The 22,868-nt window shown below is 71.6% G+C and carries 21 protein-coding genes and 2 tRNA genes; 10 read left to right on the top strand and 13 right to left on the bottom strand.

From position 1 onward, the window contains the following. Window positions 1-163 precede the first annotated feature (163 nt). The 4 genes from ABZ117_RS09705 to ABZ117_RS09720 form a co-directional block, all read right to left on the bottom strand. A complete protein-coding gene (locus ABZ117_RS09705) occupies window positions 164-493 on the bottom strand; it encodes a rhodanese-like domain-containing protein (protein ID WP_356819377.1) in 330 nt (109 codons plus the stop codon). Window positions 494-562: 69 nt separating this feature from the next. Continuing rightward, window positions 563-1,375 (bottom strand): hypothetical protein, encoded by an 813-nt coding sequence (locus ABZ117_RS09710; protein ID WP_356819024.1) that lies wholly within the window; start codon window positions 1,373-1,375, stop codon window positions 563-565. Between the two features lie 268 nt (window positions 1,376-1,643). Continuing rightward, window positions 1,644-3,104, bottom strand: a complete 1,461-nt coding sequence (locus ABZ117_RS09715; RefSeq protein ID WP_356819026.1) for a DUF2252 domain-containing protein — start codon at window positions 3,102-3,104, stop codon at window positions 1,644-1,646. A 241-nt stretch (window positions 3,105-3,345) separates the two neighbouring features. After that, window positions 3,346-3,429 (bottom strand) — tRNA-Leu (locus ABZ117_RS09720). A gap of 442 nt (window positions 3,430-3,871) precedes the next feature. Here ABZ117_RS09720 and ABZ117_RS09725 point away from each other — a divergent pair. The 6 genes from ABZ117_RS09725 (at window position 3,872) to pknB (ending at window position 12,165) form a co-directional block, all read left to right on the top strand. Then, complete coding sequence (locus ABZ117_RS09725; RefSeq protein WP_356819028.1) at window positions 3,872-4,738, top strand: DUF3662 and FHA domain-containing protein; 867 nt, start codon at window positions 3,872-3,874, stop codon at window positions 4,736-4,738. 10 nt (window positions 4,739-4,748) lie between these two features. Then, window positions 4,749-5,285 carry an FHA domain-containing protein gene (locus tag ABZ117_RS09730; protein ID WP_356819030.1) on the top strand — a complete coding sequence of 179 codons (537 nt, stop codon included), beginning with the start codon at window positions 4,749-4,751 and terminating at the stop codon, window positions 5,283-5,285. Window positions 5,286-5,425: 140 nt separating this feature from the next. After that, window positions 5,426-6,985 (top strand): Stp1/IreP family PP2C-type Ser/Thr phosphatase, encoded by a 1,560-nt coding sequence (locus ABZ117_RS09735; RefSeq protein WP_356819379.1) that lies wholly within the window; start codon window positions 5,426-5,428, stop codon window positions 6,983-6,985. A 27-nt stretch (window positions 6,986-7,012) separates the two neighbouring features. Continuing rightward, window positions 7,013-8,464, top strand: a complete 1,452-nt coding sequence (locus ABZ117_RS09740) for an FtsW/RodA/SpoVE family cell cycle protein (protein WP_356819032.1) — start codon at window positions 7,013-7,015, stop codon at window positions 8,462-8,464. Further along, window positions 8,461-9,945 (top strand): penicillin-binding protein 2, encoded by a 1,485-nt coding sequence (locus ABZ117_RS09745; RefSeq protein ID WP_356819034.1) that lies wholly within the window; start codon window positions 8,461-8,463, stop codon window positions 9,943-9,945. Before ABZ117_RS09740 ends, ABZ117_RS09745 begins: the two co-directional genes overlap by 4 nt. Before the next feature lie 195 nt (window positions 9,946-10,140). Then, window positions 10,141-12,165: a Stk1 family PASTA domain-containing Ser/Thr kinase gene (gene pknB, locus ABZ117_RS09750; protein WP_356819036.1), complete on the top strand. Its 2,025-nt coding sequence runs from the start codon at window positions 10,141-10,143 to the stop codon at window positions 12,163-12,165. Between the two features lie 81 nt (window positions 12,166-12,246). Here the strand turns inward: pknB and ABZ117_RS09755 are convergent, their stop codons facing one another. From ABZ117_RS09755 to ABZ117_RS09775, 5 genes are all read right to left on the bottom strand, one after another. Further along, window positions 12,247-13,005, bottom strand: a complete 759-nt coding sequence (locus ABZ117_RS09755; RefSeq protein ID WP_356819038.1) for a class E sortase — start codon at window positions 13,003-13,005, stop codon at window positions 12,247-12,249. Window positions 13,006-13,032: 27 nt separating this feature from the next. Beyond that, window positions 13,033-14,145: a class E sortase gene (locus ABZ117_RS09760; RefSeq protein WP_356819039.1), complete on the bottom strand. Its 1,113-nt coding sequence runs from the start codon at window positions 14,143-14,145 to the stop codon at window positions 13,033-13,035. Then, window positions 14,142-14,780, bottom strand: coding sequence for an aminodeoxychorismate/anthranilate synthase component II (locus tag ABZ117_RS09765; protein WP_356819040.1), 639 nt, complete (start codon window positions 14,778-14,780; stop codon window positions 14,142-14,144). The genes ABZ117_RS09760 and ABZ117_RS09765 overlap by 4 nt, the downstream gene beginning before the upstream one ends. Further along, a complete protein-coding gene (locus ABZ117_RS09770; RefSeq protein ID WP_356819042.1) occupies window positions 14,777-14,938 on the bottom strand; it encodes a hypothetical protein in 162 nt (53 codons plus the stop codon). Before ABZ117_RS09770 ends, ABZ117_RS09765 begins: the two co-directional genes overlap by 4 nt. 148 nt (window positions 14,939-15,086) lie before the next feature. Further along, entirely contained in the window at window positions 15,087-15,875 is a 789-nt protein-coding gene (locus ABZ117_RS09775) for a DUF881 domain-containing protein (protein WP_356819044.1), read from the bottom strand. A gap of 152 nt (window positions 15,876-16,027) precedes the next feature. Between ABZ117_RS09775 and crgA the strand changes: the two genes are divergently transcribed. Further along, window positions 16,028-16,282: a cell division protein CrgA gene (crgA, locus tag ABZ117_RS09780; RefSeq protein ID WP_356819045.1), complete on the top strand. Its 255-nt coding sequence runs from the start codon at window positions 16,028-16,030 to the stop codon at window positions 16,280-16,282. A 282-nt stretch (window positions 16,283-16,564) separates the two neighbouring features. On the opposite strand, the gene ABZ117_RS09785 is transcribed toward crgA, so the two are convergent. Together ABZ117_RS09785 and ABZ117_RS09790 are read right to left on the bottom strand one after the other, a co-directional pair. Beyond that, a complete protein-coding gene (locus ABZ117_RS09785) occupies window positions 16,565-17,449 on the bottom strand; it encodes a rhomboid family intramembrane serine protease (protein WP_356819047.1) in 885 nt (294 codons plus the stop codon). A 161-nt stretch (window positions 17,450-17,610) separates the two neighbouring features. Further along, window positions 17,611-18,141 carry a peptidylprolyl isomerase gene (locus ABZ117_RS09790; protein ID WP_356819049.1) on the bottom strand — a complete coding sequence of 177 codons (531 nt, stop codon included), beginning with the start codon at window positions 18,139-18,141 and terminating at the stop codon, window positions 17,611-17,613. A 205-nt stretch (window positions 18,142-18,346) separates the two neighbouring features. On the opposite strand from ABZ117_RS09790, the gene ABZ117_RS09795 reads away from it, so the two are divergent. Further along, window positions 18,347-19,048: a DUF5324 family protein gene (locus ABZ117_RS09795; RefSeq protein ID WP_356819051.1), complete on the top strand. Its 702-nt coding sequence runs from the start codon at window positions 18,347-18,349 to the stop codon at window positions 19,046-19,048. A gap of 161 nt (window positions 19,049-19,209) precedes the next feature. Here ABZ117_RS09795 and ABZ117_RS09800 read toward each other — a convergent pair. After that, window positions 19,210-19,282 (bottom strand) — tRNA-Ala (locus ABZ117_RS09800). A gap of 182 nt (window positions 19,283-19,464) precedes the next feature. Here ABZ117_RS09800 and ABZ117_RS09805 point away from each other — a divergent pair. Then, the gene (locus ABZ117_RS09805) at window positions 19,465-20,013 is read left to right on the top strand and encodes a DNA-binding protein (protein WP_356819052.1); all 549 of its coding nucleotides are present in this window, start codon (window positions 19,465-19,467) and stop codon (window positions 20,011-20,013) included. 210 nt (window positions 20,014-20,223) lie between these two features. Then, window positions 20,224-21,534 (top strand): serine/threonine-protein kinase, encoded by a 1,311-nt coding sequence (locus ABZ117_RS09810; RefSeq protein ID WP_356819054.1) that lies wholly within the window; start codon window positions 20,224-20,226, stop codon window positions 21,532-21,534. Here the strand turns inward: ABZ117_RS09810 and ABZ117_RS09815 are convergent. Next, window positions 21,498-22,838, bottom strand: coding sequence for a hypothetical protein (locus tag ABZ117_RS09815; protein ID WP_356819056.1), 1,341 nt, complete (start codon window positions 22,836-22,838; stop codon window positions 21,498-21,500). The genes ABZ117_RS09810 and ABZ117_RS09815 overlap by 37 nt on opposite strands. Window positions 22,839-22,868: the final 30 nt, after the last annotated feature.

Here is a 22,868-nt window from a genome sequence, read left to right on the forward strand (position 1 = left end):
GCGACCACGGCCCACCTCGCCCGGCACCGCGACCACGGCCCACCTCGCCCGGCACCGCGACCACGGCCCACCTCGCCCGGCACCGCGACCACGGCCCACCTCGCCCGGCACCGCGACCACGGCCGATCTCGCCCGGCACCGTGACCACGGCCGACCGGGCCGGTTACAGGACGAAGCCCGGCTTGCCGTCGTCGGTGACCACCGGGCGGCCCGTGGCGTGCCAGTGCTGCATGCCGCCGTCGACGTTCACCGCGTCGATGCCCTGCTGGACCAGGTACATGGTCACCTGGGCGGAGCGGCCGCCCGAGCGGCAGATGACGTGGACGCGGCCGTCCTGCGGGGCGGCCTCGGTCAGCTCGCCGTACCGGGCCACGAACTCACTGATGGGGATGTGCAGCGCTCCCTCGGCGTGACCCGCCTGCCACTCGTCGTCCTCGCGGACGTCCAGCAGGAAGTCGCCGTCCTTGAGGTCGGTGACCGGGACCGTGGGCACACCAGCTCCGATATTCATGACTCCGACGCTACCCGAAGGACAGGACCGGGCGGCCCGGGACGGTCCGGCTCAGGCCTGCCCCAGCAGGCCCGCCAGTTCCGCCTCCCGCTCGGCGATGTCGGCGCGCAGCCGGCCGGCGATCTCGTCGAGCAGGCCGTCCGGGTCGTCGGGCGCGAGGCGGAGCATGCCGGCGATGGCGCCGTCCTCCAGCTCGCGGGCGACGAGGGTCAGCAGTTCCTTGCGCTGGGCCAGCCACTCCAGGCGGGCGTACAGCTCCTCGGCGGGGCTCGGCCGCCGCTCGGGCGGCACCGGGCCGGCCGCCCACTCCGCGGCCAGTTCCCTGAGCAGGGGCGCGTCGCCGCGGGCGTAGGCCGCGTTGACCCGGGAGAGGAACTCCTCGCGCCGCTTGCGCTCCTCGTCCTCCTGCGCCAGGTCGGGGTGGGCCTTGCGGGCCAGCTCGCGGTAGAGCTTGCGGGCCTCCTCGCTGGGCCGTACCCGCTGCGGGGGCCGTACCGCCTGGTCGGTGAGCATGGCGGCGGCCTCCGGGAAGAGGCCGTCACCGTCCATCCAGCCGTGCAGCAGCTCCTCCACGCCCGGGATCGGCAGGACATGGGCGCGGGCCTCCGCGGCCCGCCGGATGTCCTCGGGGTCCTGGGTGCGGGCGGCCTTCGCCTCGGCGATCTCCGCGTCGAGTTCCTCGAGACGCAGGTAGAGCGGGCCGAGGCGCTGCTCGTGCAGGCGGGAGAAGTTCTCGACCTCGACGCGGTAGGTCTCCACGGCGATCTCGAACTCGATCAACGCCTGCTCGGCGGCCCGTACGGCCTGTTCCAGCCGTTCCTCGGGACGCGGCGACTGGGACTGATCGGCTTCCGGGGTCGTCACCCGCCCAGACTAGCCTCTGCGCCCCGCGGGAACCGGCACGTACCCCGAGGACCGGCACGCACCCGGGGACCGGCACGCACCCGGGGCCGGCCTGGCCTGACCGCACCTGGGTGTCACGAGGGACCCTTCTCGGGCGATGGCGGGAGCGGCGGCCGTCCCCCTGCGGGGAGACAGCGCCCCCGTGGGAAGCCGCGGTTCCGCCGGTTCCGCTGCCGCGGCAGAACCGGCCTGTTCCCCTCACACCCCCTCACACCCCCTCAGGCCCCGATCACACCCCCGACTCGGCCGCGATCCGTCCCGCCCGGATGCCCGCGACCAGGTCGGCGTGGTCCGTCTCGGTGCGGTCGGCGTAGGCGACTGCGAAGCCGGCCACCGCCTCGTCCAGCTCCTCGTTCTTCCCGCAGTACCCGGCGATCAGCCGCGGGTCGGTGCTGTGGGAGTGGGCGCGGGCCAGCAGGGCGCCGGTCATGCGGCCGTAGTCGTCGACCTGGTCGGCGGCGAGCGCGGCCGGGTCGACGCTGCCCTTGCGGTTGCGGAACTGCCGTACCTGGTACGGCCGCCCCTCGACGGTCGTCCAGCCCAGCAGGACGTCGCTCACCACCTGCATCCGCTTCTGCCCGAGGACCACCCGGCGCCCCTCGTGCGGCACCGGTGGCGCCTCGAAACCGGCGGTGGCCAGGTGCGGGACGAGCGCGGACGGACGGGCCTCCTTCACCTGGAGCACCAGTGGCTCCCCGCGGTGGTCCAGCAGCAGCACGACGTAGGAGCGGGTGCCGACGCTGCCGGTGCCGACCACCCGGAAGGCCACGTCGTGGACCGCGTGCCGGGCGAGCAGCGGGTGCCGGTCCTCGCCGAGGGTGCCGGCGTACGACTCCAGGGACGCGGCGACGGCTGCCGCCTCGGCGTCCGGGATCTCACGCAGCACCGGCGGGGCGGCCACGAACCGGCGCCCGCCGTCCGCCACCGTCTCGGTCGACTTGGCCGCGAACCGGCCGCTGGTGTTGGCCCGCGCCTTCTCCGAGACCCGTTCCAGCGTGCCGAGCAGGTCGTGGGCGTCGCTGTGGGAGACCAGTTCCTCGTCGGCGATGGCGTTCCAGGCGTCCAGGACGGGCAGTGCGGCCAGCAGGCGCATGGTGCGCCGGTAGGCGCCGGCCGCGTCCCGTGCCGCCGCGCGGCAGGTGTCCTCGTCGGCGCCGGTCTCGCGCCCGGCGAGCACCAGGGAGGCCGCGAGCCGCTTCAGGTCCCACTCCCAGGGACCCTGCACGGTCTCGTCGAAGTCGTTGAGGTCGATGACCAGGCCGCCGCGGGCGTCGCCGTACAGGCCGAAGTTGGCCGCGTGCGCGTCACCGCAGAGCTGGGTGGCGATCCCGGTCACGGGGGTGCGGGCCAGGTCGTACGCCATGAGCCCGGCCGAGCCGCGCAGGAAGGCGAACGGGGTGGCCGCCATCCGGCCCACCCGTATCGGGGTCAGCTCGGGCAGCCGCCCGGCGTTCGACTCGGCCACCGCGCTGACCGCGTCGGGGCGGGCGGAGTCCAGGCCGAGGGTGCGGTGCGCGTCGCGCGGCACGCTCGCCCTGAGGGCCTTGCCCTCCTTCTTCGGCGAACCCTGCGGCGGCCACTGGGCGAACCCGCGCACCCGGGGCAGCGAACGCGCGCCCCGGTCCGCCCCCTCGGCCCCCTCCGACACGGCCACCACACCGGTTCCGGTCACCACGACCGCCTCCCCCATACTCCCGCACGCCTGCCGAACAGGCGTCGGTATCCACACCGACTCGGGGGAGACCGTACAACCGGTGACGGGAACGCATCAGGCGATCACCGCCTCCTGAGCCCCCGTGAGATAGCTCACCGGGCACCGGCCCGGCCGGCCCCGTGGCTGTGCGATGCCTCACACGTCGCGGCACGACGAGAAACGGGCCTCCACCGTGACATCCGTCACCGGTGGAGACCCGTTTCATCGGTTCTCGTTGTGCGCGAGGGGGGAGTTGAACCCCCACGCCCTTTCGGGCACTGGAACCTGAATCCAGCGCGTCTGCCTATTCCGCCACCCGCGCATTGGGTGTGTCTTCCGTTTCCGGCCCTTGCGGGCTGGCCCCTTCCGACACGCAGAACATTAGCACGTGGGACGGGGTGGATTCACATCCCTTCCCGGCCGCCCCATGCCGCCGGCCCCCGGGTCCGAACGCGGCGCGCCCGCGGCTCCCAGGCGGTGGCGCGGGTATCAAGAAGACACGGTTCACGTATCAACCTCGTACCGGTCCCGGCCATCTCACCAGGAGGCGGACCGGGTCCACAGCCGGGTGCGGGACACTGGTCTCCGCCCGCATCTACGATCCATGCCAGCAGGACACGCGCCAGGAGTTCGAAGGGGAGCCGCTGGGGGAACCGGCTGATTGGCGGGCGCGTAGATACGATCAGTGAGCAGTACCGGAAGTACGCGGCAAGCCAGCGGCACACAGCAGGGCAAGACAGCGGCAGGGACGGAGGAGGTGCCCCATGGGAGTCCTGAAGAAGTTCGAGCAGCGTCTCGAAGGTCTGGTGAACGGCACCTTCGCCAAGGTCTTCAAGTCCGAGGTCCAGCCCGTGGAGATCGCCGGAGCGCTCCAGCGAGAGTGCGACAACAACGCCACCATCTGGAACCGCGACCGGACGGTCGTGCCCAACGACTTCATCGTGGAGCTGAGCGCGCCCGACCACGAGCGCCTCAGCCCCTACTCCGGGCAGCTCGGCGACGAGCTGGCCGGAATGGTGCGCGACTACGCCAAGCAGCAGCGCTACACCTTCATGGGACCGATCAAGGTCAACCTGGAGAAGGCCGAGGACCTGGACACGGGCCTGTACCGGGTGCGCTCGCGCACCCTCGCCTCCTCCAGCGACCAGCAGGGCCAGGCGCCCGCCGCACCGGCCGGACGGCCCGGTCCCACGGGCGCCGGCGCCCCGGGCGGCTACGGCCCCCCGCCCGCCGCGCCCGCCGGACCTCCCCCGATGCCGGCCGCACCGCCGCCCGGCGCCCGCCCCGGCGGCTACGGCTACCCGCAGCCCGCCACCCAGCGACCCGCCGCCGCCCCGATGACCGGCGCGCGCACCCGCTACTGGATCGAGATCAACGGCACCCGCCACCAGATCTCCCGCCCGACGCTGGTGCTGGGCCGCAGCACCGACGCCGACGTGCGGATCGACGACCCCGGCGTCTCCCGCCGGCACTGCGAGATCCGGACCGGAACGCCCTCGACGATCCAGGATCTCGGCTCCACCAACGGCATCGTGGTGGACGGGCAGCACACCACCCGCGCTACGCTCCGCGACGGCTCGCGGATCGTCGTGGGCAGCACCACCGTTATCTATAGGCAAGCCGAAGGGTGAAGCGGGGGCAATGTCAGAGCTGACCCTCACGGTCATGCGGCTGGGTTTCCTGGCCGTACTGTGGCTGTTCGTGATCGTGGCCGTGCAGGTCATCCGGAGCGACCTGTTCGGTACGCGCGTCACTCAGCGCGGATCGCGTAGGGAGGCCGGGCGCCAGCAGCAGACGGCCCCCCGGCCGCAGACCCGGCAGCAGGCCGCCGCGACGCCCCCGCCCCAGCGCGGGCAGCAGGGCGGCGGCAGGCGTGGCCGCAACGCCCCCTCCAAGCTGGTCGTGACCGAGGGGACCCTCACGGGTACCACCGTCGCGTTGCAGGGCCAGACCATCACTTTGGGCCGGGCGCACGATTCCACCATCGTGCTGGACGACGACTACGCCTCCAGCCGCCATGCCAGGATCTACCCGGACCAGAACGGCCAGTGGATCATCGAGGATCTCGGCTCCACCAACGGCACCTATCTGGACCGGTCCCGGCTGACGACCCCCACACCGATCCCGCTGGGCGCGCCGATCCGCATCGGCAAGACCGCAATCGAGCTGCGGAAGTAGTGCTACGTCATGAGTAAGCGCGAGCGGAGCGAGCACGCAGCGGCAGGCCGCCACCCGGTCTCCGGCGCGCTCCCGACCGGAGGGTGGGCAGTGTGGCTCGACACGACCGGCTGTACCCGGAGCCGACGGGCGAGGTGCGCATGAGTCTGTCACTGCGCTTCGCCGCCGGATCGCACAAGGGCATGATCCGCGAGGGCAACGAGGACTCCGGTTACGCCGGTCCGCGCCTGCTCGCCATCGCCGACGGCATGGGCGGCCAGGCGGCGGGCGAGGTCGCGTCCTCCGAGGTGATCTCCACCCTGGTCACCCTCGACGACGACGTGCCCGGCTCCGACCTCCTCACCTCCCTCGGTGTGGCCGTGCAGCGCGCCAACGACCAGCTCCGCTCCATGGTCGAGGAGGACCCGCAGCTGGAGGGCATGGGGACGACCCTCACCGCCCTGCTGTGGACCGGGCAGCGGCTCGGCCTGGTGCACGTCGGCGACTCGCGCGCGTATCTGCTCCGCGACGGCGCGCTCACGCAGATCACGCAGGACCACACCTGGGTGCAGCGCCTCGTCGACGAGGGCCGGATCACCGAGGAAGAGGCCACCACCCACCCGCAGCGCTCCCTGCTGATGCGCGCCCTCGGCAGCGGCGAGCACGTCGAACCCGATCTGTCGGTGCGCGAGGTCCGGGCCGGCGACCGCTATCTGATCTGCTCCGACGGGCTGTCCGGGGTCGTCTCCCACCAGACGATGGAGGAGACCCTCGCCAGCTACCAGGGCCCGCAGGAGACCGTGCAGGAGCTGATCCAGCTCGCGCTGCGCGGCGGCGGCCCCGACAACATCACGGTCATCGTCGCCGACGTCCTCGACCTGGACACCGGTGACACCCTCGCCGGGCAGCTGTCCGACCAGCCGGTCGTGGTCGGTGCCGTCGCCGAGAACCAGCACCACCTGCACGACAACGGCATCATGCAGACGCCGGCCGGCCGCGCCTCCCACCTGGGCCGCCAGAACCAGCGGCACGGCGGCGGCGAGTTCGGCCCGCCCGGCTCCGGCGACGGCGCCGGCTACGTCCCGGACGGCAGCTTCGACGACTACGCCGACGACGACTTCACCAAGCCGCGCGGGAAGCACCGGTGGCTGAAGAGATCCCTGTACGGCGTCCTGGCGCTCGCCGTCGTCGGCGGCGGCCTCTACGGCGGCTACCGCTGGACGCAGACGCAGTACTACGTCGGCGCCAAGGACGAGCACGTCGCGCTGTACCGCGGGATCAGCCAGGACCTGGCCTGGGTGTCGCTGTCGAAGGTGGAGCGGGACCACCCCGAGATCGAACTCAAGTACCTGCCGCCGTACCAGCAGAAGCAGGTGAAGGCCACGATCACGGAGGGCGGTCTCACGGACGCCCGGACGAAGGTCCAGGAGCTGGCCGTGCAGGCGTCCGCGTGCCGCAAGCAGGCCGAGCGCAAGGCCGCCGCGGAGGCGCGGAGCAGCGTGAACGGCACCGGCAGGACCGGTGGCGGCACGGGCACCGTCACACGCACCGCCTTCACCAAGGCCCCGACACCGACCACGACCCCGAACCCGTCGGCCTCGAAGCCGTCCCCGACGTCCCCTTCGAAGCCTCCGTCCACGTCCCCGTCCGCGACCCCCAGCCCCGGCCCCACTCTCTCGGAGGACGAGCAGAAGGTCGTCTCGCTGTGCGGTAAGCAGTAGGCAAGCCGTGAGAGGCCCTGTCACACGATGAGCAGTACTACGAATTCGCCGACGCATCACACGTCCACGATCGGCGCGATCGGCGCCCCGAGCCGGCGCAACACCGAGCTGGCCCTGCTGGTCTTCGCGGTGGTCATCCCCGTGTTCGCCTACGCCAACGTGGGCCTCGCCATCGACAACCAGGTCCCCGCGGGGCTGCTGAGCTACGGGCTCGGGCTCGGTCTGCTGGCCGGCGTCGCCCATCTCGTCGTACGGAAGTTCGCGCCGTACGCCGACCCGCTGCTGCTGCCGCTGGCGACCCTGCTCAACGGGCTCGGACTCGTCGTCATCTGGCGGCTGGACCAGTCGAAACTGCTTCAGTCGCTGCCCCATTTCGCCCCGGCCGCGCCCCGCCAGCTGCTCTACACCGCGCTGGGCATCGCCCTGTTCGCCGTGGTGCTGATCTTCCTGAAGGACCACCGGGTCCTCCAGCGCTACACCTACATCTCGATGTTCTTCGCGCTGGTCCTGCTCATCCTGCCGCTGGTGCCCGGCCTCGGCGCCAACATCTACGGCGCCAAGATCTGGATCAGGATCCCCGGCCTCGGCTCCCTCCAGCCCGGTGAGTTCGCGAAGATCGTCCTCGCGGTCTTCTTCGCCGGCTACCTGATGGTCAAGCGCGACGCCCTCGCCCTCGCCAGCCGCCGCTTCATGGGCCTGTACCTGCCGCGCGGCCGCGACCTCGGCCCCATCCTGGTCGTCTGGGCGATCTCGATCCTCATCCTGGTCTTCGAAACCGACCTGGGCACGTCGCTGCTGTTCTTCGGAATGTTCGTCATCATGCTGTACGTCGCCACCGAGCGGACCAGCTGGATCGTTTTCGGTCTGCTGATGTCCGCGGTGGGCGCCGTCGGCGTGGCGAGCTTCGAGTCGCACATCCAGACGCGTGTGCACGCCTGGCTCGACCCGATGCGCGAGTACCAGCTCAGCCGCCAGATCACTCATGACGGCATCCTCCACTCCGACCAGTTGCAGCAGGCGCTGTGGGCGTTCGGTTCCGGCGGCACCCTCGGCACCGGTCTCGGCCAGGGCCACTCGGACCTGATCAAGTTCGCCGCCAATTCCGACTTCATCTTCGCCACGTTCGGCGAGGAGCTGGGGCTCGCCGGCATCATGGCGATCCTGCTGATCTACGGTCTGATCGCCGAGCGCGGTGTGCGCACCGCCCTCGCCGCCCGCGACCCGTTCGGCAAGCTGCTCGCCATCGGCCTGTCCGGCGGCTTCGCGCTCCAGGTGTTCGTCGTGGCCGGCGGTGTGATGGGCCTCATCCCGCTGACCGGTATGACGATGCCGTTCCTCGCGTACGGCGGTTCCTCCGTGCTGGCCAACTGGGCGCTGATCGGCATCCTCATCCGCATCAGCGACACCGCCCGCCGCCCGGCGCCCGCCCCCGCCGCCAACCCCGACGCCGAGATGACCCAGGTGGTCCGCCCGTCATGAACAAGCCCCTGCGCCGGATCGCGCTCTTCTGCGGCCTTCTCGTCCTGACCCTGCTGCTGCGGGACAACTACCTCCAGTACGTCAGGGCGGACAAGCTGAAGGACGACCCGAACAACCGCCGGGTCACCATCGCCCGCTACGCCACCCCGCGCGGCGACATCGTCGTCAACGGCGATCCCATCACCGGATCCACGCTGACCAGCAAGACCGGCGAGAACGACCTGAAGTACAAGCGGACCTACAAGAACGGCGCCATGTGGGCGCCGGTCACCGGGTACGCCTCGCAGGCCTTCGGCGCCACCCAGCTGGAGTCCATCGACGACGGCATCCTCACCGGCGACGACGACCGGCTGTTCTTCCGCAAGACGCTGGACATGATCACCGGCAAGCAGCAGCAGGGCGGCAACGTCGTCACCACGCTGAACGCCGCCGCGCAGAAGGCCGCGTTCGACGGCCTGCGCCGGCAGGGCGGCAAGGGCGCGGTCGTCGCCCTGGAGCCGTCGACCGGCAAGATACTGGCGCTGGCCTCCTACCCGTCGTACGACCCCTCGTCCTTCGCGGGGAACAGCAACGACGACGCGGCGGCCTGGAAGAAGCTCCAGAAGAAGTACAACCCGGCCGACCCGATGCTGAACCGGGCGCTGCGCGAGACCTATCCGCCGGGCTCCACCTTCAAGGTGGTCACGGCCGCGGCGGCGCTGGAGAACGGCAAGTACACCTCGGCCGACCAGAAGACCGACTCGCCGCTGCCGTGGACCATGCCGGGCACCACCACCCAGCTGAAGAACGAGGGCAACATCCCGTGCGAGAACGCGACCATGCGGGTCGCGCTCCAGTACTCCTGCAACACCGTCTTCGGCAAGATCGGCGCCGACCTCGGCAACGACAAGATGCTCGCCGAGGCGAAGAAGTTCGGCTTCGACTCCCAGCAGTACACCCCGGTGCGGTCCAGCGCCTCGGTGTTCTCCGACAACATGAACGCGTCGCAGACCGCGCTGTCCTCCATCGGCCAGTACAACACCGCGACCACCCCGCTCCAGATGGCCATGGTCGCCTCGGCGGTCGCCAACGACGGCAAGCTGATGAAGCCGTACATGGTCGACTCGTTGCAGTCCCCCAACCTGGACCCGGTCGCCAAGACCCAGCCGGAGGAGCTGAGCCGGCCGCTGTCGCCCGAGAACGCGCAGATCCTCCAGTCGATGATGGAGACGGTCGTCGAGAAGGGCACCGGTACCCGCGCGAAGATCGACGGGGCGATCGTCGGCGGCAAGACCGGTACCGCCCAGCACGGTGTGGAGAACAGCGAGAACCCGTACGCCTGGTTCATCTCCTACGCCAAGCTCAGCGACCACAGCAGCCCCGTGGCCGTGGCCGTGGTCATCGAGGACGAGAGTGCCAACCGCGACGACATCTCCGGCGGCGGCCTGGCAGCGCCGATCGCGAAGAACGTCATGGAGGCGGTCATCAACTCCAAGAAGTGACCGCCCCGATCACCGCCGAGTGACGCCGCTCACACCGTCCTCACATCGCCGCACGTTGCGGTACCGGTCCTGTATCGGGTTACGGGCTTGGCCAGGTCACACAGAGCGATCCGGGTACGGTAGGCCCGGACGGCAGCCTCCGGCCGCACACAGACAGTGCGGCCGGGGACCGACGGAGAGGGCTGGTAGGTAGCTATGGAAGAGCCGCGTCGCCTCGGCGGCCGGTACGAGCTGGGCCAGGTGCTCGGCCGCGGTGGCATGGCGGAGGTCTACCTCGCGCATGACACCCGCCTCGGCCGCACCGTGGCGGTGAAGACGCTGCGCGCGGACCTCGCGCGTGATCCGTCCTTCCAGGCCCGGTTCCGCCGGGAGGCCCAGTCGGCCGCCTCGCTCAACCATCCCGCGATCGTCGCGGTCTACGACACGGGCGAGGACTACATCGACGGGGTCTCCATCCCGTACATCGTGATGGAGTACGTCGACGGTTCCACGCTCCGCGAGTTGCTGCACTCCGGCCGCAAGCTGCTGCCCGAGCGCGCGATGGAGATGACCATCGGCATCCTCCAGGGCCTGGAGTACGCGCACCGCAGCGGCATCGTCCACCGGGACATCAAGCCGGCCAACGTCATGCTGACCCGCAACGGCCAGGTCAAGGTGATGGACTTCGGTATCGCCCGTGCCATGGGCGACTCCGGGATGACCATGACCCAGACGGCCGCGGTGATCGGCACGGCCCAGTACCTCTCGCCGGAGCAGGCCAAGGGCGAGCAGGTCGACGCCCGCTCCGACCTCTACTCGACCGGCTGCCTCCTGTACGAGCTGCTGACGGTCCGTCCGCCGTTCGTGGGCGACTCCCCCGTGGCCGTCGCCTACCAGCACGTGCGCGAGGAGCCGCAGGCTCCCTCGGTCTTCGACCCCGAGATCACCCCCGAGATGGACGCCATCGTCCTGAAGGCGCTGGTCAAGGACCCCGACTACCGCTACCAGTCGGCCGACGAGATGCGCGCCGACATCGAGGCGTGCCTGGACGGCCAGCCGGTCGCGGCCACGGCCTCGATGGGCGCGGTGGGCTACGGCGGTTACCCCGACGACCAGGCGACGACGGCCCTGCGGTCGGACGCGGGCGCGGGCGCGACCAGCATGCTCCCGCCCATGAGCCCCGACGACGGCGGCGGTTACGGCTACGACGACCGCCCGGACCGCCGCCGCCAGCAGAAGAAGTCGCACACCTCCACGATCCTGCTGGTGGTGGCGGGCCTGCTGGTGCTGGTCGGCGCCATCCTGATCAGCAAGTGGGCCTTCACCGGCGACAACACGGGCAACGGCAAGGTGGTCGTACCGACGTTCGTGGGCCAGCCGGAGAAGACGGCCCGGAAGATGGCCGACAACGTCGGGCTCCAGGTCTCGGTCACCAAGAAGTCCTGCGCCGACCAGGCCACGGGCAACGTGTGCACCCAGAACCCGGATCCGGGCGGGAAGGTCGCCAAGGACAGCACGGTCACCCTGGTGATCTCCACGGGCGCGCCGAAGGTGACCGTGCCGGACGTGCGCGGCGCCCAGTTCGACCAGGCGGAGGCCGAACTGAAGGCCAAGGGTTTCGAGGTCGACAAGAAGACCCAGGTGTCGACCCGCACGCCCGGTGTGGTCATCACCCAGGACCCGGAGGGCGGCACCAGCAAGGAGAAGGGGTCCACGATCACGCTCACGGTCGCCCAGGCCGAGGAGAAGATCACCGTGCCCGACGTCACCGGCAAGTCCTGTGACGAGGCGAAGGCCGAACTCCAGGCCAAGGGGCTCGCGCCGACCTGCAACGACACCGCGGTCAGCGACCCCGCCCAGAACGGCAAGGTGCAGAACACCAACCCGGCGGCGGGCCAGCAGGTCGTCAAGAACACCAACGTGGTGATCAACGTCGGCAAGGCGCCGGAACAGCAGAAGACGGCGGTCCCGGACGTCCGGGGCCGCACGGTCGCCGTGGCCCGGCAGCTGCTGAACGCCGCGGGCTTCACGAACATCCAGTTCGCGAGCGGCAGCGACGGCAGCGACACCGCGATCGTCGCCGCCCAGGACCCGAAGCAGAACGACCAGGTCGACGACCCGGGGAGCACCACCGTCACCCTGACGACGCTGGGCTTCGGCAACAACAACGGCGGCGGGAACGGCAACGGCAACGGCGGCGACAACGGCGGCACCAACTTCTTCGGCGGCACCACCGGCTGACGCCCCGCGCTCGCACATGGGCCCCTGCCGGGACATCCCGGCAGGGGCCCACGTCGTTCCCGGTGTCCCCGGGAGGGCGCGTCAGCGCAGTTCCGCCGGCGGGGTCCGCCGGGCGTCGACCTTCTGCACCCGGACCAGTTCGCCCCAGACGACGTAGCGGTAGCGGGAGGTGTAGACGGGGGTGCAGGTCGTCAGGGTGATGTAGTGGCCGGGCTTCTTCCGGCCGGACTCCCTCGGGACGGCCGACAGCACCCTGACGTTGTACTTCGAGGTCTCGGGCAGGATCGAGTAGACCTTGTAGACGTACCAGTTGTCCCGGGTCTCGAAGACGACCGGGTCGCCCTCGCGCAGCTTGTCGATGTTGTGGAACTTCGCGCCGTGGCCGTCGCGGTGGGCGGCGAGGGCGAAGTTGCCGGTCTTGCCGGTGGTGGGCAGCGAGGATCTGACCGGGTCCGTGTAGTAGCCGGCCACGCCGTCGTTGAGGACGTCCGTGCCCGTGCCCTTCTCGACCAGCACCTCGCCGTTCCTCATCGCCGGCACGTGCAGGAAGCCGATGCCCTCCTTGGTGTCGAGCGCGCCCGGGCCGGTGTCCTGCTGCTGCGCCCAGTGCTCGCGGACCCGGTCGGCCTGCCGGTCCGCCTTGCGGTCCGCTATGACGTTGGTCCACCACAGCGAGTAGACGACGAACAGGCCGAGCAGCACGCCCGCGGTGATGAGGAGTTCCCCGAAGACGCTGACCGCGGTCGCGATCCGGCCGGGGCGCCGGCGGCGCGCGGACGGGTCCGGGTCCGGCTCGGACGCGTCCGTGGTGTCTTCGGTCTCGTCGGTGGTCGCTGCCACAGTTCGTCTGCCCTTACTCGATGAGCCCTACTCGATGAGCGCGTCCGGCTTGCCCTTGCTGCGCGGGCGTTCCTCGACCATCTTGCCCCAGACGATCAGCCGGTACTTGCTGGTGAACTCCGGCGTGCAGGTGGTGAGGGTGATGTAGCGGCCCGGCCGGGTGAACCCGGAGCCCGGCGGGACGGGGTCCAGCACGCTCGTGTTGGACGGCGGGGTCACCGGAAGCATCGAGGTCACCTTGTACACGAAGTACGTGTCCTGCGTCTCGACCACGACCGCGTCGCCGGCCTTGAGCCGGTTGATGTACCGGAACGGCTCACCGTGGGTGTTGCGGTGCGCGGCGAGACCGAAGTTGCCGGTCCGGGCGTCGGGCATCGCCGTGCGGAGCGCGCTCTGCCCGCCGTAGTGCCCGACCATGCCCTTGTCGAGCACCTTCTTGTTGCTGACGCCCTCCGCGATGGGCGCGACGACGTCGAGGGCGGGGATGTGCAGGATGGCGAAGCCCTGGCCCGGCTCGAAGACGTCCGGCTTGCGTCTGCCGCTGGCCCAGTCGTCCTGGAGCTGGTGCGTCTCGCTGCCGGCCTGCGCGTGCGCGCGCACGTTGGTCCACCACAGCTGGTAGGTGACGAACAGCAGCATCAGCACGCCGGTGGTGATGAACACCTCGCCGACGGCCCGGCTCACGAGGACGGCCGGACCCGGCCTGCGCGCTTTCGCCCGCCGCCGGGCCTCCACCCGGGACCGCGGGCGCCCCGGGTCCCGCTCCGCCGGCGGAGCCGCCGTCCCCCGGCTCCCGCCGTGACGCCCGCCGCGGCGCTTGGCGGCCTTTCTGCGGGCCGCCCGGCCGCCCGGTGCGACTCCGGTCACGGAAGGGGCGGGGGAGGCCCCAGGCGGGCGGGGGGGCGTGTTCCGCGGGCCGGTGTCCGCCGCCACCGGGATCCGCAGCGCCATCGTCTCCTCGTCGGCGGGAGGCGACGGCGCCATGAGGTTCTCGCCCGGCGGCCCGGCCTCCGTCACCCGGGGCATCGGGGCCGTCGGCGGATCCTGTCGGCGTCCCGTGTGCGGCCGCGCACCGCCGGAGGACTCGTACGGTCTGCCACCGCCGTACAGGTCCTCGCGCTCGGGGCGCAGCGCGGTCACGCCGTGGCCCTGCCCACCACCGGGGCGAGCCCCGCCGATCTCGCCACGGCGCCCTGGTCGCCGCACTCGGCGAGCCAGTTGGCCAGCATCCGGTGGCCGTGCTCGGTCAGCACCGACTCGGGATGGAACTGCACGCCCTCGACCGGGAGTTCGCGGTGACGCAGGCCCATGATGATGCCGTCGTGCGTGCGGGCCGTCACCTCCAGCTCGGCCGGGACGGTCGCCGGCTCGGCGGCCAGGGAGTGGTAGCGGGTCGCCGTGAAGGGCGAGGGCAGGCCCGCGAAGACGCCCTTGCCCCCGTGCTCGACCGGCGAGGTCTTGCCGTGCAGCAGCTCGGGCGCCCGGTCGACCACACCGCCGTACGCCACCTGCATGGACTGCATGCCGAGGCAGACACCGAAGACCGGTACCCCGGTCGCGGCGCAGTGGCGGACCATGTCCACGCACACGCCGGCCTCCTCGGGCGTGCCGGGCCCGGGGGAGAGCAGCACGCCGTCGAAGCCGTCCTGGGCGTGCGCGGTCGACACCTCGTCGTTGCGCAGCACCTCGCACTCGGCGCCCAGCTGGTACAGGTACTGGACGAGGTTGAAGACGAAGCTGTCGTAGTTGTCGACGACGAGAATCCGCGCACTCACTGGTTGTCCACCGTCACATCGTTGAAGGGCAGCAGCGGCTCGGCCCACGGGAAGACGTACTGGAACAGGACGTAGACCACGGCCAGGACCAGTACGAGCGAGACGAGCGCCCTCACCCACGCGTTGCCCGGCAGATGCCGCCAGATCCAGCCGTACATGCCGTTCCCTGCCGTCCTTCCGTGTTCCCTACGGCACCAGACCCACGCCGTACGGCACCAGACTAGCGGCGCGGCGCTCCCGGTTCGGCTGCCTCCGCGGACCCGGTGGGATCCGGGACGCACCCGCCGGGTTCCCGGCGCGGGCCGGTCACCGCACGGGTTTGGCGTAGTGCAGGTCGACCGTGCCGGAGTAGCCGGGAAGGGTCACCGTGCCGTCGTCGGCGACTTTCCAGCCGAGGCCGTAGACGTTGACGTACACCATGTAGGTCTGGATCGCCTTGCTCGCCGCGAGCGCCTGCTTCAGCCGCCCCGGGTCCCCGACCGCCGTGATCCGGTACGGCGGGGAGTAGACGCGGCCCTGGAGGATCAGGGTGTTGCCGACGCAGCGCACCGCGCTGGTGGAGATCAGCCGCTGGTCCATGACCTTGATGCCCCGGGCGCCGCCCTGCCACAGCGCGTTCACCACGGCCTGGAGGTCCTGCTGGTGGATGACCAGGTAGTCGGGCTGGGGCTCGGGGTAGCCGGGGAGCTTGGCGGTGGCGTTGGGCGGGGCGTCGTTCAGGGTGACGGTGACGGCCTTGCCGGTGAGCCCGCGGGTGCCCGCGTCGTTCTCCAGGGCACCGAGCTTGCGGTCCTCGGCCCGGGTGCTGCCGTCGTCGCTCTCGGCCAGTGACTCCACGCCGGCGCGCAAAGCCGCGTTGGACTCGTCCAGCCCCTTGTTCTTGCGGCTGCGCTGCTGGATCAGGTCGGACAGCTTCAGCAGGGAGCCGTCCTGCCGGATGTCGGTGCCCCTGGCGGTGTCGAAGCTGGTGAAGAAGATGAGCCCGGCGAGGGCGAAGACGGCCGCCGTGAGGATCCGCACGGGCCGCGGGCGCGGCCGGCGGGCCGGACCGGAGCCCGTTGATCCCGTCCCGGGAAAGTCGGCAGAATTGCTCAACGTACCCTTATCTCCTTCGGCGCCACGGAAGCACTACGCTAACGGACGCCCGGGGGAGCACACAGAGTCGTCATGTCGGCCCCTTGTACGCTGCCCCGAGCCCGACCCAGTTCCCTGCGCGGCCACGCAGCGCATCGACAGGAGAGACCCTCGTGCCGAAGTCACGTATCCGCAAGAAGGCCGACTACACGCCGCCCGCGGCGAAGCAGGCGCAGGCCATCAAGCTCACCAACAGTGCCTGGGTCGCGCCGGTCATGCTGGCCATGTTCCTGATCGGGCTGGCCTGGATCGTCGTCTTCTACGTGACCGACGGCTCGCTGCCGATCGACAGCCTGGACAACTGGAACATCGTGGTCGGCTTCGGCTTCATCGCCGCCGGCTTCGGTGTCTCCACGCAGTGGAAGTAGCGGCGGGCCGCCCCAGGGCGCAATAGCTCTGCCCACGGCTATCCACTGAGTTATCCACAGCTGTTTCCACAGTGGGGAAAAAGAACGACGATCTGTGGATAACCCGTCGCGTGTTGACGCCGGTGTGATCGGTCGACAGCCCACCAGACACCTGTTCGCCCCCTGCCCCACCTGCGGAAACACATCCGAGCGGCAGGGGGCACAGCCGTGTCCGCACAGCGTGCACCACAGTCGCCACCCTCTGTGGACAACGGTTCGGTAGCCGGGTGTTCGCAGGCCCGGTCAGGTCAGCTGGGCGGTCCTGACCAGCGCCACCGCCACCGCCACGGCGAGGACGGCGGCACAGGTGCCGTACTGCACGAGCGACCGCTTCTCCCGCGGGGCGTGCACCATCGCGAAGCCCGTCACGACACCGGCGACCAGGCCCCCGATGTGCGCCTCCCAGGCGATGTTGCTGAACCGGAACGTGAAGAACAGGTTGATCACCAGCATGGCGATGACCGGCCGCATGTCGTAGTTCAGCCGGCGCATCAGCACGGCGGTGGCGCCGAAGAGACCGAAGATCGCACCGGAGGCGCCCAGCGACGCGGTCGCCGGGGAGGCGATCAGGTAGGTGAGCGCGCCGCCGGCCAGCCCGGAGACGAAGTACACCGCCAGATAGCGGGTCCGGCCGAGGGCCGCCTCGAGCGGACCGCCGACCCACCACAGGCTGAGCATGTTGAAGCCGATGTGCCAGTACTCCTCGTGCGCGAACATCGACGTCACGAAGCGGTACCACTCGCCGTCGGCGACCCCCATGGTCGGCGGGAACGGCCTGGGGGGCCACTGGCCGATGAGGACCAGGTGCTCCAGCAGGGACCGGTCGGCCTGGACGGCGATGAACACCGCGAGGTTGATCCCGATCAGGATCTTGGTGAGCAGCCGGGGGTCGGACGTGACCGTGCCGCCGGCGAGCGTCCGCGGCCGGGACGCCTGCGGCGCCTGCCCCGTACCCGAACCGCCGCGGACGCAGTCCGGGCACTGGAAGCCGACCGAGGCGCTGACCATGCACTCGGGGCAGATGGGGCGTTCGCACCGGGCGCAGCGCACGCCGGTCTCGCGGTCCGGGTGCCGGTAGCACACGGGCGCTCTCCCGGCGTCCTGCGCGCTGCCTGCGGCCTGCTCCATCGGGTCCCCTTGGTCGTCGTGTCCCTGCCTGACGGCACTATCCTGCCCCGTTCATCCTCACGGACGAAGGGCGCGGTTGGTTCCCCGTGCGGGTTTTCCGGGAATGCGGGTTTCCAGGGAGTCGGGGGGCCGGGGAGGGAAGGTGGTCCAGGATGCCGGAATCAGCCCTGCCGCGTCTCGATGACCACCGTCTCGATGACGACGTCCTGAAGCGGACGGTCGTTGCGTCCGGTCGGCACGCTCGCGATGGCGTCGACGACCTTCTGCCCGGCCGGGTCGGTGACCTCGCCGAAGATGGTGCGCTTGCCGTTCAGCCAGGTGCTCGGGGTCACCGTGATGAAGAACTGCGAGCCGTTGGTGCCCGGACCCGCGTTGGCCATGGCCATCAGGTACGGGACACCGAAGGACAGGTCGGGGTGGCACTCGTCCTCGAACCCGTAGCCGGGGCCGCCGATGCCGTTGCCCAGGGGATCGCCGCCCTGGATCATGAAGCCGCTGATGACGGAGTGGAAGACCGTGCCGTCGTAGAGCGGCTTCCGGCTCTTCTCGCCGGTGCCGGGGTGCGTCCACTCGCGTTCGCCCCGGGCCAGTTCGACGAAGTTCCGCACCGTGACGGGAGCGTGGTGCGCGAAGAGCCGCACCCCGATGTCGCCGAGGGTGGTCTTCAGGGTGGCATACAGCTGCTCAGCCACGAGGTGCCTTCCGTCGTCGTGCGCTGCGACGACTCGATCCTTGCACGCTCCCGCCCGCGCGTCGCCGCACGCCCGCGACTTCCGCCGGGAGAGGGTTGTCGGCACCCGTATGCGCGTCCGCACATGCTGCGGTCGCCGTTGACAGGCATGATCCGTAAAAGGGTGGAAAGTCGAAATACCGTACGCCACCGAGGAGGAGGAACCCGTGACCCGCATCGAGAGCGTGCGCGCCGCGACCGGTTCGGCGAAGGACAGCGTGCTGCACGCCGCGGAAGTGGTGGCGCCTTACGCCGACACGGCCAAGGAGCGTGCCTCGCACTATGCGCAGGAGGCACGCGTACGGCTGGCGCCCGTGGTGTCGCAGGCCGCCGGACAGGCCCGCGTCCAGTACGACGCCCGGCTCGCCCCACGTGTGGAGCAGGCGCTGACGCACGTACCGCCGAAGGTCGACCAGGCCGCGCACGACGCCGCCGCACTCACCCGCAAGGCCGCCCGGCAGGCCGCCGAGTACTCGCTCCCCCGGATCGAACAGGCCGTGGCCGCGACCGCTCCGGTACGCGACGAGGCCGCCGCCCGCGGCGCGGCCGCCCTGGCCGCGCTGCGCGGCCAGGTCTCGGCCGAGCAGATCCAGAAGCTGGCCCGGCGCAACGAACGGCGCTGCCGCACCGGCCGCACCGTGAAGACGCTGCTGGTGGTCGGCGCCGTGGCGGGCGGCGCGTTCGCCGCGTGGAAGTGGTGGGACCGGCAGGCCAACCCCGACTGGCTGGTCGAACCGTCCGCGGCGACGGAGGTCCCCGACACGGACCGGCTCAGCTCCGTCGACGGCACGGGCGCCGCGCCACTGGACCCGGAGGTCGAGGCCAAGCAGACGCAGGACGAGCAGACGGACCCCGGCGACCAGGCCTGACCCGCGCGGTACCGCCGCACACGACAGAAGACCCCTCCGGCCCGCGGGCGAGCGGACCGGAGGGGTCTCGTCGTGCCCGACGACGGACGCGGGCGCTTGCCGAGCCGGGGAAAAAGACCCCTCCTGCCTGCGTTTCCGCAGGCAGGAGGGGTCGTTTCGCGTGGAGCCTAGGGGAGTCGAACCCCTGACATCCGCCATGCAAAGACGGCGCTCTACCAACTGAGCTAAGGCCCCGGGAGGCAGCGACCGGCCGGAGGAAGCTCGTTCCGGCGGGTGCCGCAGACCAGAGTACCGGGTCACCCCCCGTATCCCGCAAAAAGATTGGGGGTCCCCGCGGATGACCACTCTCCGTAGGATGCACGACGTGGTTCGCTACAGCGAACCGCGGTTTTCAGGGGAAGCGATGGGGAGACGCAATGGACGCCGCACAGCAGGAAGCCACCACGAGAGCGCGGGAGCTCCAGCGGAACTGGTACGGGGAGCCGTTGGGGGCGCTCTTCCGTAAGCTCATCGACGATCTCGGGCTGAACCAGGCCCGTCTCGCGGCGGTCCTGGGACTGTCCGCCCCGATGCTTTCGCAGCTGATGAGCGGCCAGCGCGCGAAGATCGGCAACCCCGCGGTGGTGCAGCGGGTACAGCTGCTCCAGGAACTGGCGGCCCTGGTCGCGGACGGCAGTGTCAGCGCCGCCGAGGCGACCGAGCGCATGGACGAGATCAAAAAATCGCAGGGAGGCTCGGTGCTCAGCAACACCACGCACACCTCGGGCAGTTCCGGCGCCCCCGCGGTCAAGCGGGTGGTCCGCGAGATCCAGTCGCTGCTCCGCTCGGTGGCCGCCGCGGGCGACATCATCGACGCCGCGGACACCCTCGCCCCGAGCCACCCCGAACTGGCCGAGTTCCTCCGCGTCTACGGTGCCGGCCGCACCTCCGACGCCGTCGCGCACTACCAGTCCCACCAGAACTGACACGGCGGTCCGCGTCACCGGCAAGGCCCCGGGTCGAGAGGTCCGCCGCGGGAAGGTCCGGGGACGGAGGCGCGGGGACGGAGGCGCCGGGGCGGAGGCTCGGGGGCAGAGGCGCCGGGGCGGAGGCGCGTATCCGCCGTCACATGGGTAGGGAAGGGGAGCGAGGGGCACGGGGGCCTCGCAGGGCCAGGGGGAGGAGCGGCGGCTGTCATGGGTGAGGTCTTCGCCGGCCGGTACGAGCTGGCCGACCCGATCGGGCGCGGTGGTGTGGGCGCCGTATGGCGGGCCTGGGACCACCGACGGCGGCGGTACGTGGCCGCCAAGGTCCTCCAGCAGCGCGACGCCCACTCCCTGCTCCGCTTCGTCCGTGAGCAGGCCCTGCGCATCGATCATCCGCATGTCCTCGCCCCGGCCAGCTGGGCCGCCGACGACGACAAGGTGCTGTTCACCATGGAGTTGGTCGGCGGCGGCTCCCTGGTCCATCTCGTGGGCGACTACGGGCCCCTCCCGCCCGTGTTCGTGTGCACCCTGCTCGACCAGCTGCTGTCCGGGCTCGCCGCCGTGCACGCCGAGGACGTCGTCCACCGGGACGTCAAGCCCGCCAACGTGCTCCTGGAGGCCACCGGTACCGGCCGGCCGCGGCTGCGGCTGTCCGACTTCGGCATCGCCATGCGGCTGGGTGAGCCCCGGCTGACGGAGACCGACCTCGTGGTGGGCACGCCCGGTTACCTCGCCCCCGAGCAGATGCTGGGCGCCGAACCGGGCTTCTCCGCCGACCTGTTCGCCGTCGGACTGGTCGCCCTGTACCTGCTGGAGGGCGCGCGGCCCGACGCCAAGGCGCTCGTGCAGTACTTCCTGGAACACGGGACGCCCGGTGCGCCCCAGGGCGTCCCGGAGCCGCTCTGGCAGGTCGTCGCCATGCTCCTCCAGCCGGACCCCGAGGACCGTTTCCGCACTGCCACGGGGGCCCGAAAGGCGCTCGCCGCCGCCGCGGAACTCCTGCCCGAGCCCGGCCCCGACGACGAACTCATCGAGATCTTCGACCAACTCGGCCCGCTGCCCCCGGGCTTCGGACCCGAGGGCCCCCTCGCGCGGGCCCCCGGTGTGGTCCTGGAGACGGTCCCGGGAGCGGGCGCGCGGACCGTACCGGAGGCGGCTCACCCGGCGTCCTCCGCGACCGGCACCGGTTCCGGCGCACGGCACGGGAGCACGCCGACGGGCGCCGGGCCGACGGGCACCGGCTCCCTCTCGGACACAGGCGGCTTCCGCCTGCCCTCTCCCCGGCAGCCCCCGTCGCCGGATCCGCGTACCGGCTCCGGTACCGCCGCGTACACCACCCCCGGCCCCCAGCCACCGCCCCGGACACCCCCGCCGGTCCCGCCCGCGCCGCGGCCCGCCCGGGGCCGCCGTGGCCGGCGCGCGGCCCGCCGCCCCGGCCCCCCGGCCCGCGTCGTGCTCCCGGTCCTGCTGCTGGCGCTCGTCTGCTACGCGGTCGGTTTCTGGGCGCTGACCCGTCTCTGAGCCGCGCCGCCGACCCGTCCCCGAGCCCGCCGGGCCGTCACCGTCCAGCCGCCGAGAAACAGCAGCAGCGCGGTTCCCCCGCCGATCCCGCCGACGGCGACCAGCGTCATCGTGAGGTCACCGCCGCCCCCGGTGGCCCCGGTCGGCGCGGCCGTCCGGTCCTGCCCGGTGACCGTGAGGACGCCGTCCGGGACGGGCCGCCCGGCGTACCCCGGGCCCGGGTGCGCCTGCCCGCCCACCCGGACCCGCAGGGTCACCTCGAACGGCCCCCGCCCGAACGTGCCGGTCATCCGCGCGCTGAGGTGCAGCACCAGGTAGTAGTCGCCGGCGAAGCGGACGGAGGTCACCGCGGTGGGAACGGCGTACCGGTTGGCGTACTCCACCGGTGGCAGCGGCTGGAGGGCGGCGCGTCCGGCGGTGCCGGTGTAGCCGACGGAGGCGTCGTCGACGTAGCCGCGCACGGGGTTGTAGAGGGAGAGGTTCAGGGCGCCGCCGACGTATCCGTGCCCCGGGGAGTCGCCCAGGCCGGCGGAGGCGTACAGCTGCCGGCCCCAGTCGAGCGGCACCTTGTAGAACCGGGTCTGTCCGGGCGCCAGGCGGGTCCGCCAGACGCCCTCACCCAGCGGACGCGCCGCGGCGAAGCCGGTGCCGCCGAAACGGTCGCGGGGCGCGGCGGTGAGAGGCCCGGGGGTGGCGGAGTCCCAGGCCCGGGGGGCGGTGGTGGCGCCGGTCCGGGCGAGGGCCGGTTCCGTGGCGGGCGCGATCTCCAGATCCCACGCGCCGGCCGGGGCCGCCGCGCCGGAGCCCTGGGCGTCGAGGCGTTCGACGAGGAGATAGAAGGTGCCCGCGCCCTGGCACAGCGACTTCCCGGCCTCGCGCTGCCCCAGGGCCGTGACCGGGCGCGGGCTGAGTCCGGCGCCGAAGCGGGCGGAGGCGTAGGAGCAGGCCGTGCCGTGCGCGTCCCTGAGCGAGACACGGATGCCGTCGGTGGCGGAGACGGTGGCGTCCGCCGGCGGGACGGCGGTGACGGGGACGTACGCGGTGTCCGCGGCGGCCAGCTCGAGCCGGTAGTAGAGCCGGCCGTTGCGCGGGACGGTGCCGCGGTAGGTGCGGCCGGGGTCCAGCAGGGCGGCCCCGGCGGTGCTCCGCGCGCCCGTGACCGCTCGGGCGCCGGGGGCGAAGGCGTACGGCCCCGGGTGCGGCCCGGCGGCTGCCGCCGGCGGCGCGGCCGGCAGCACGAGGGCCGCACAGACGGCGGCACAGGCGGCGGACGGGGCGAGGGCGGCACGGACGGCTGCCGGCACGCACCGGCGGGCGCCCCGCCGCGGTGCCGC

The sequence above is a fragment of the Streptomyces sp. NPDC006309 genome (assembly GCF_040613095.1).
GTDB lineage: Bacteria > Actinomycetota > Actinomycetes > Streptomycetales > Streptomycetaceae > Streptomyces.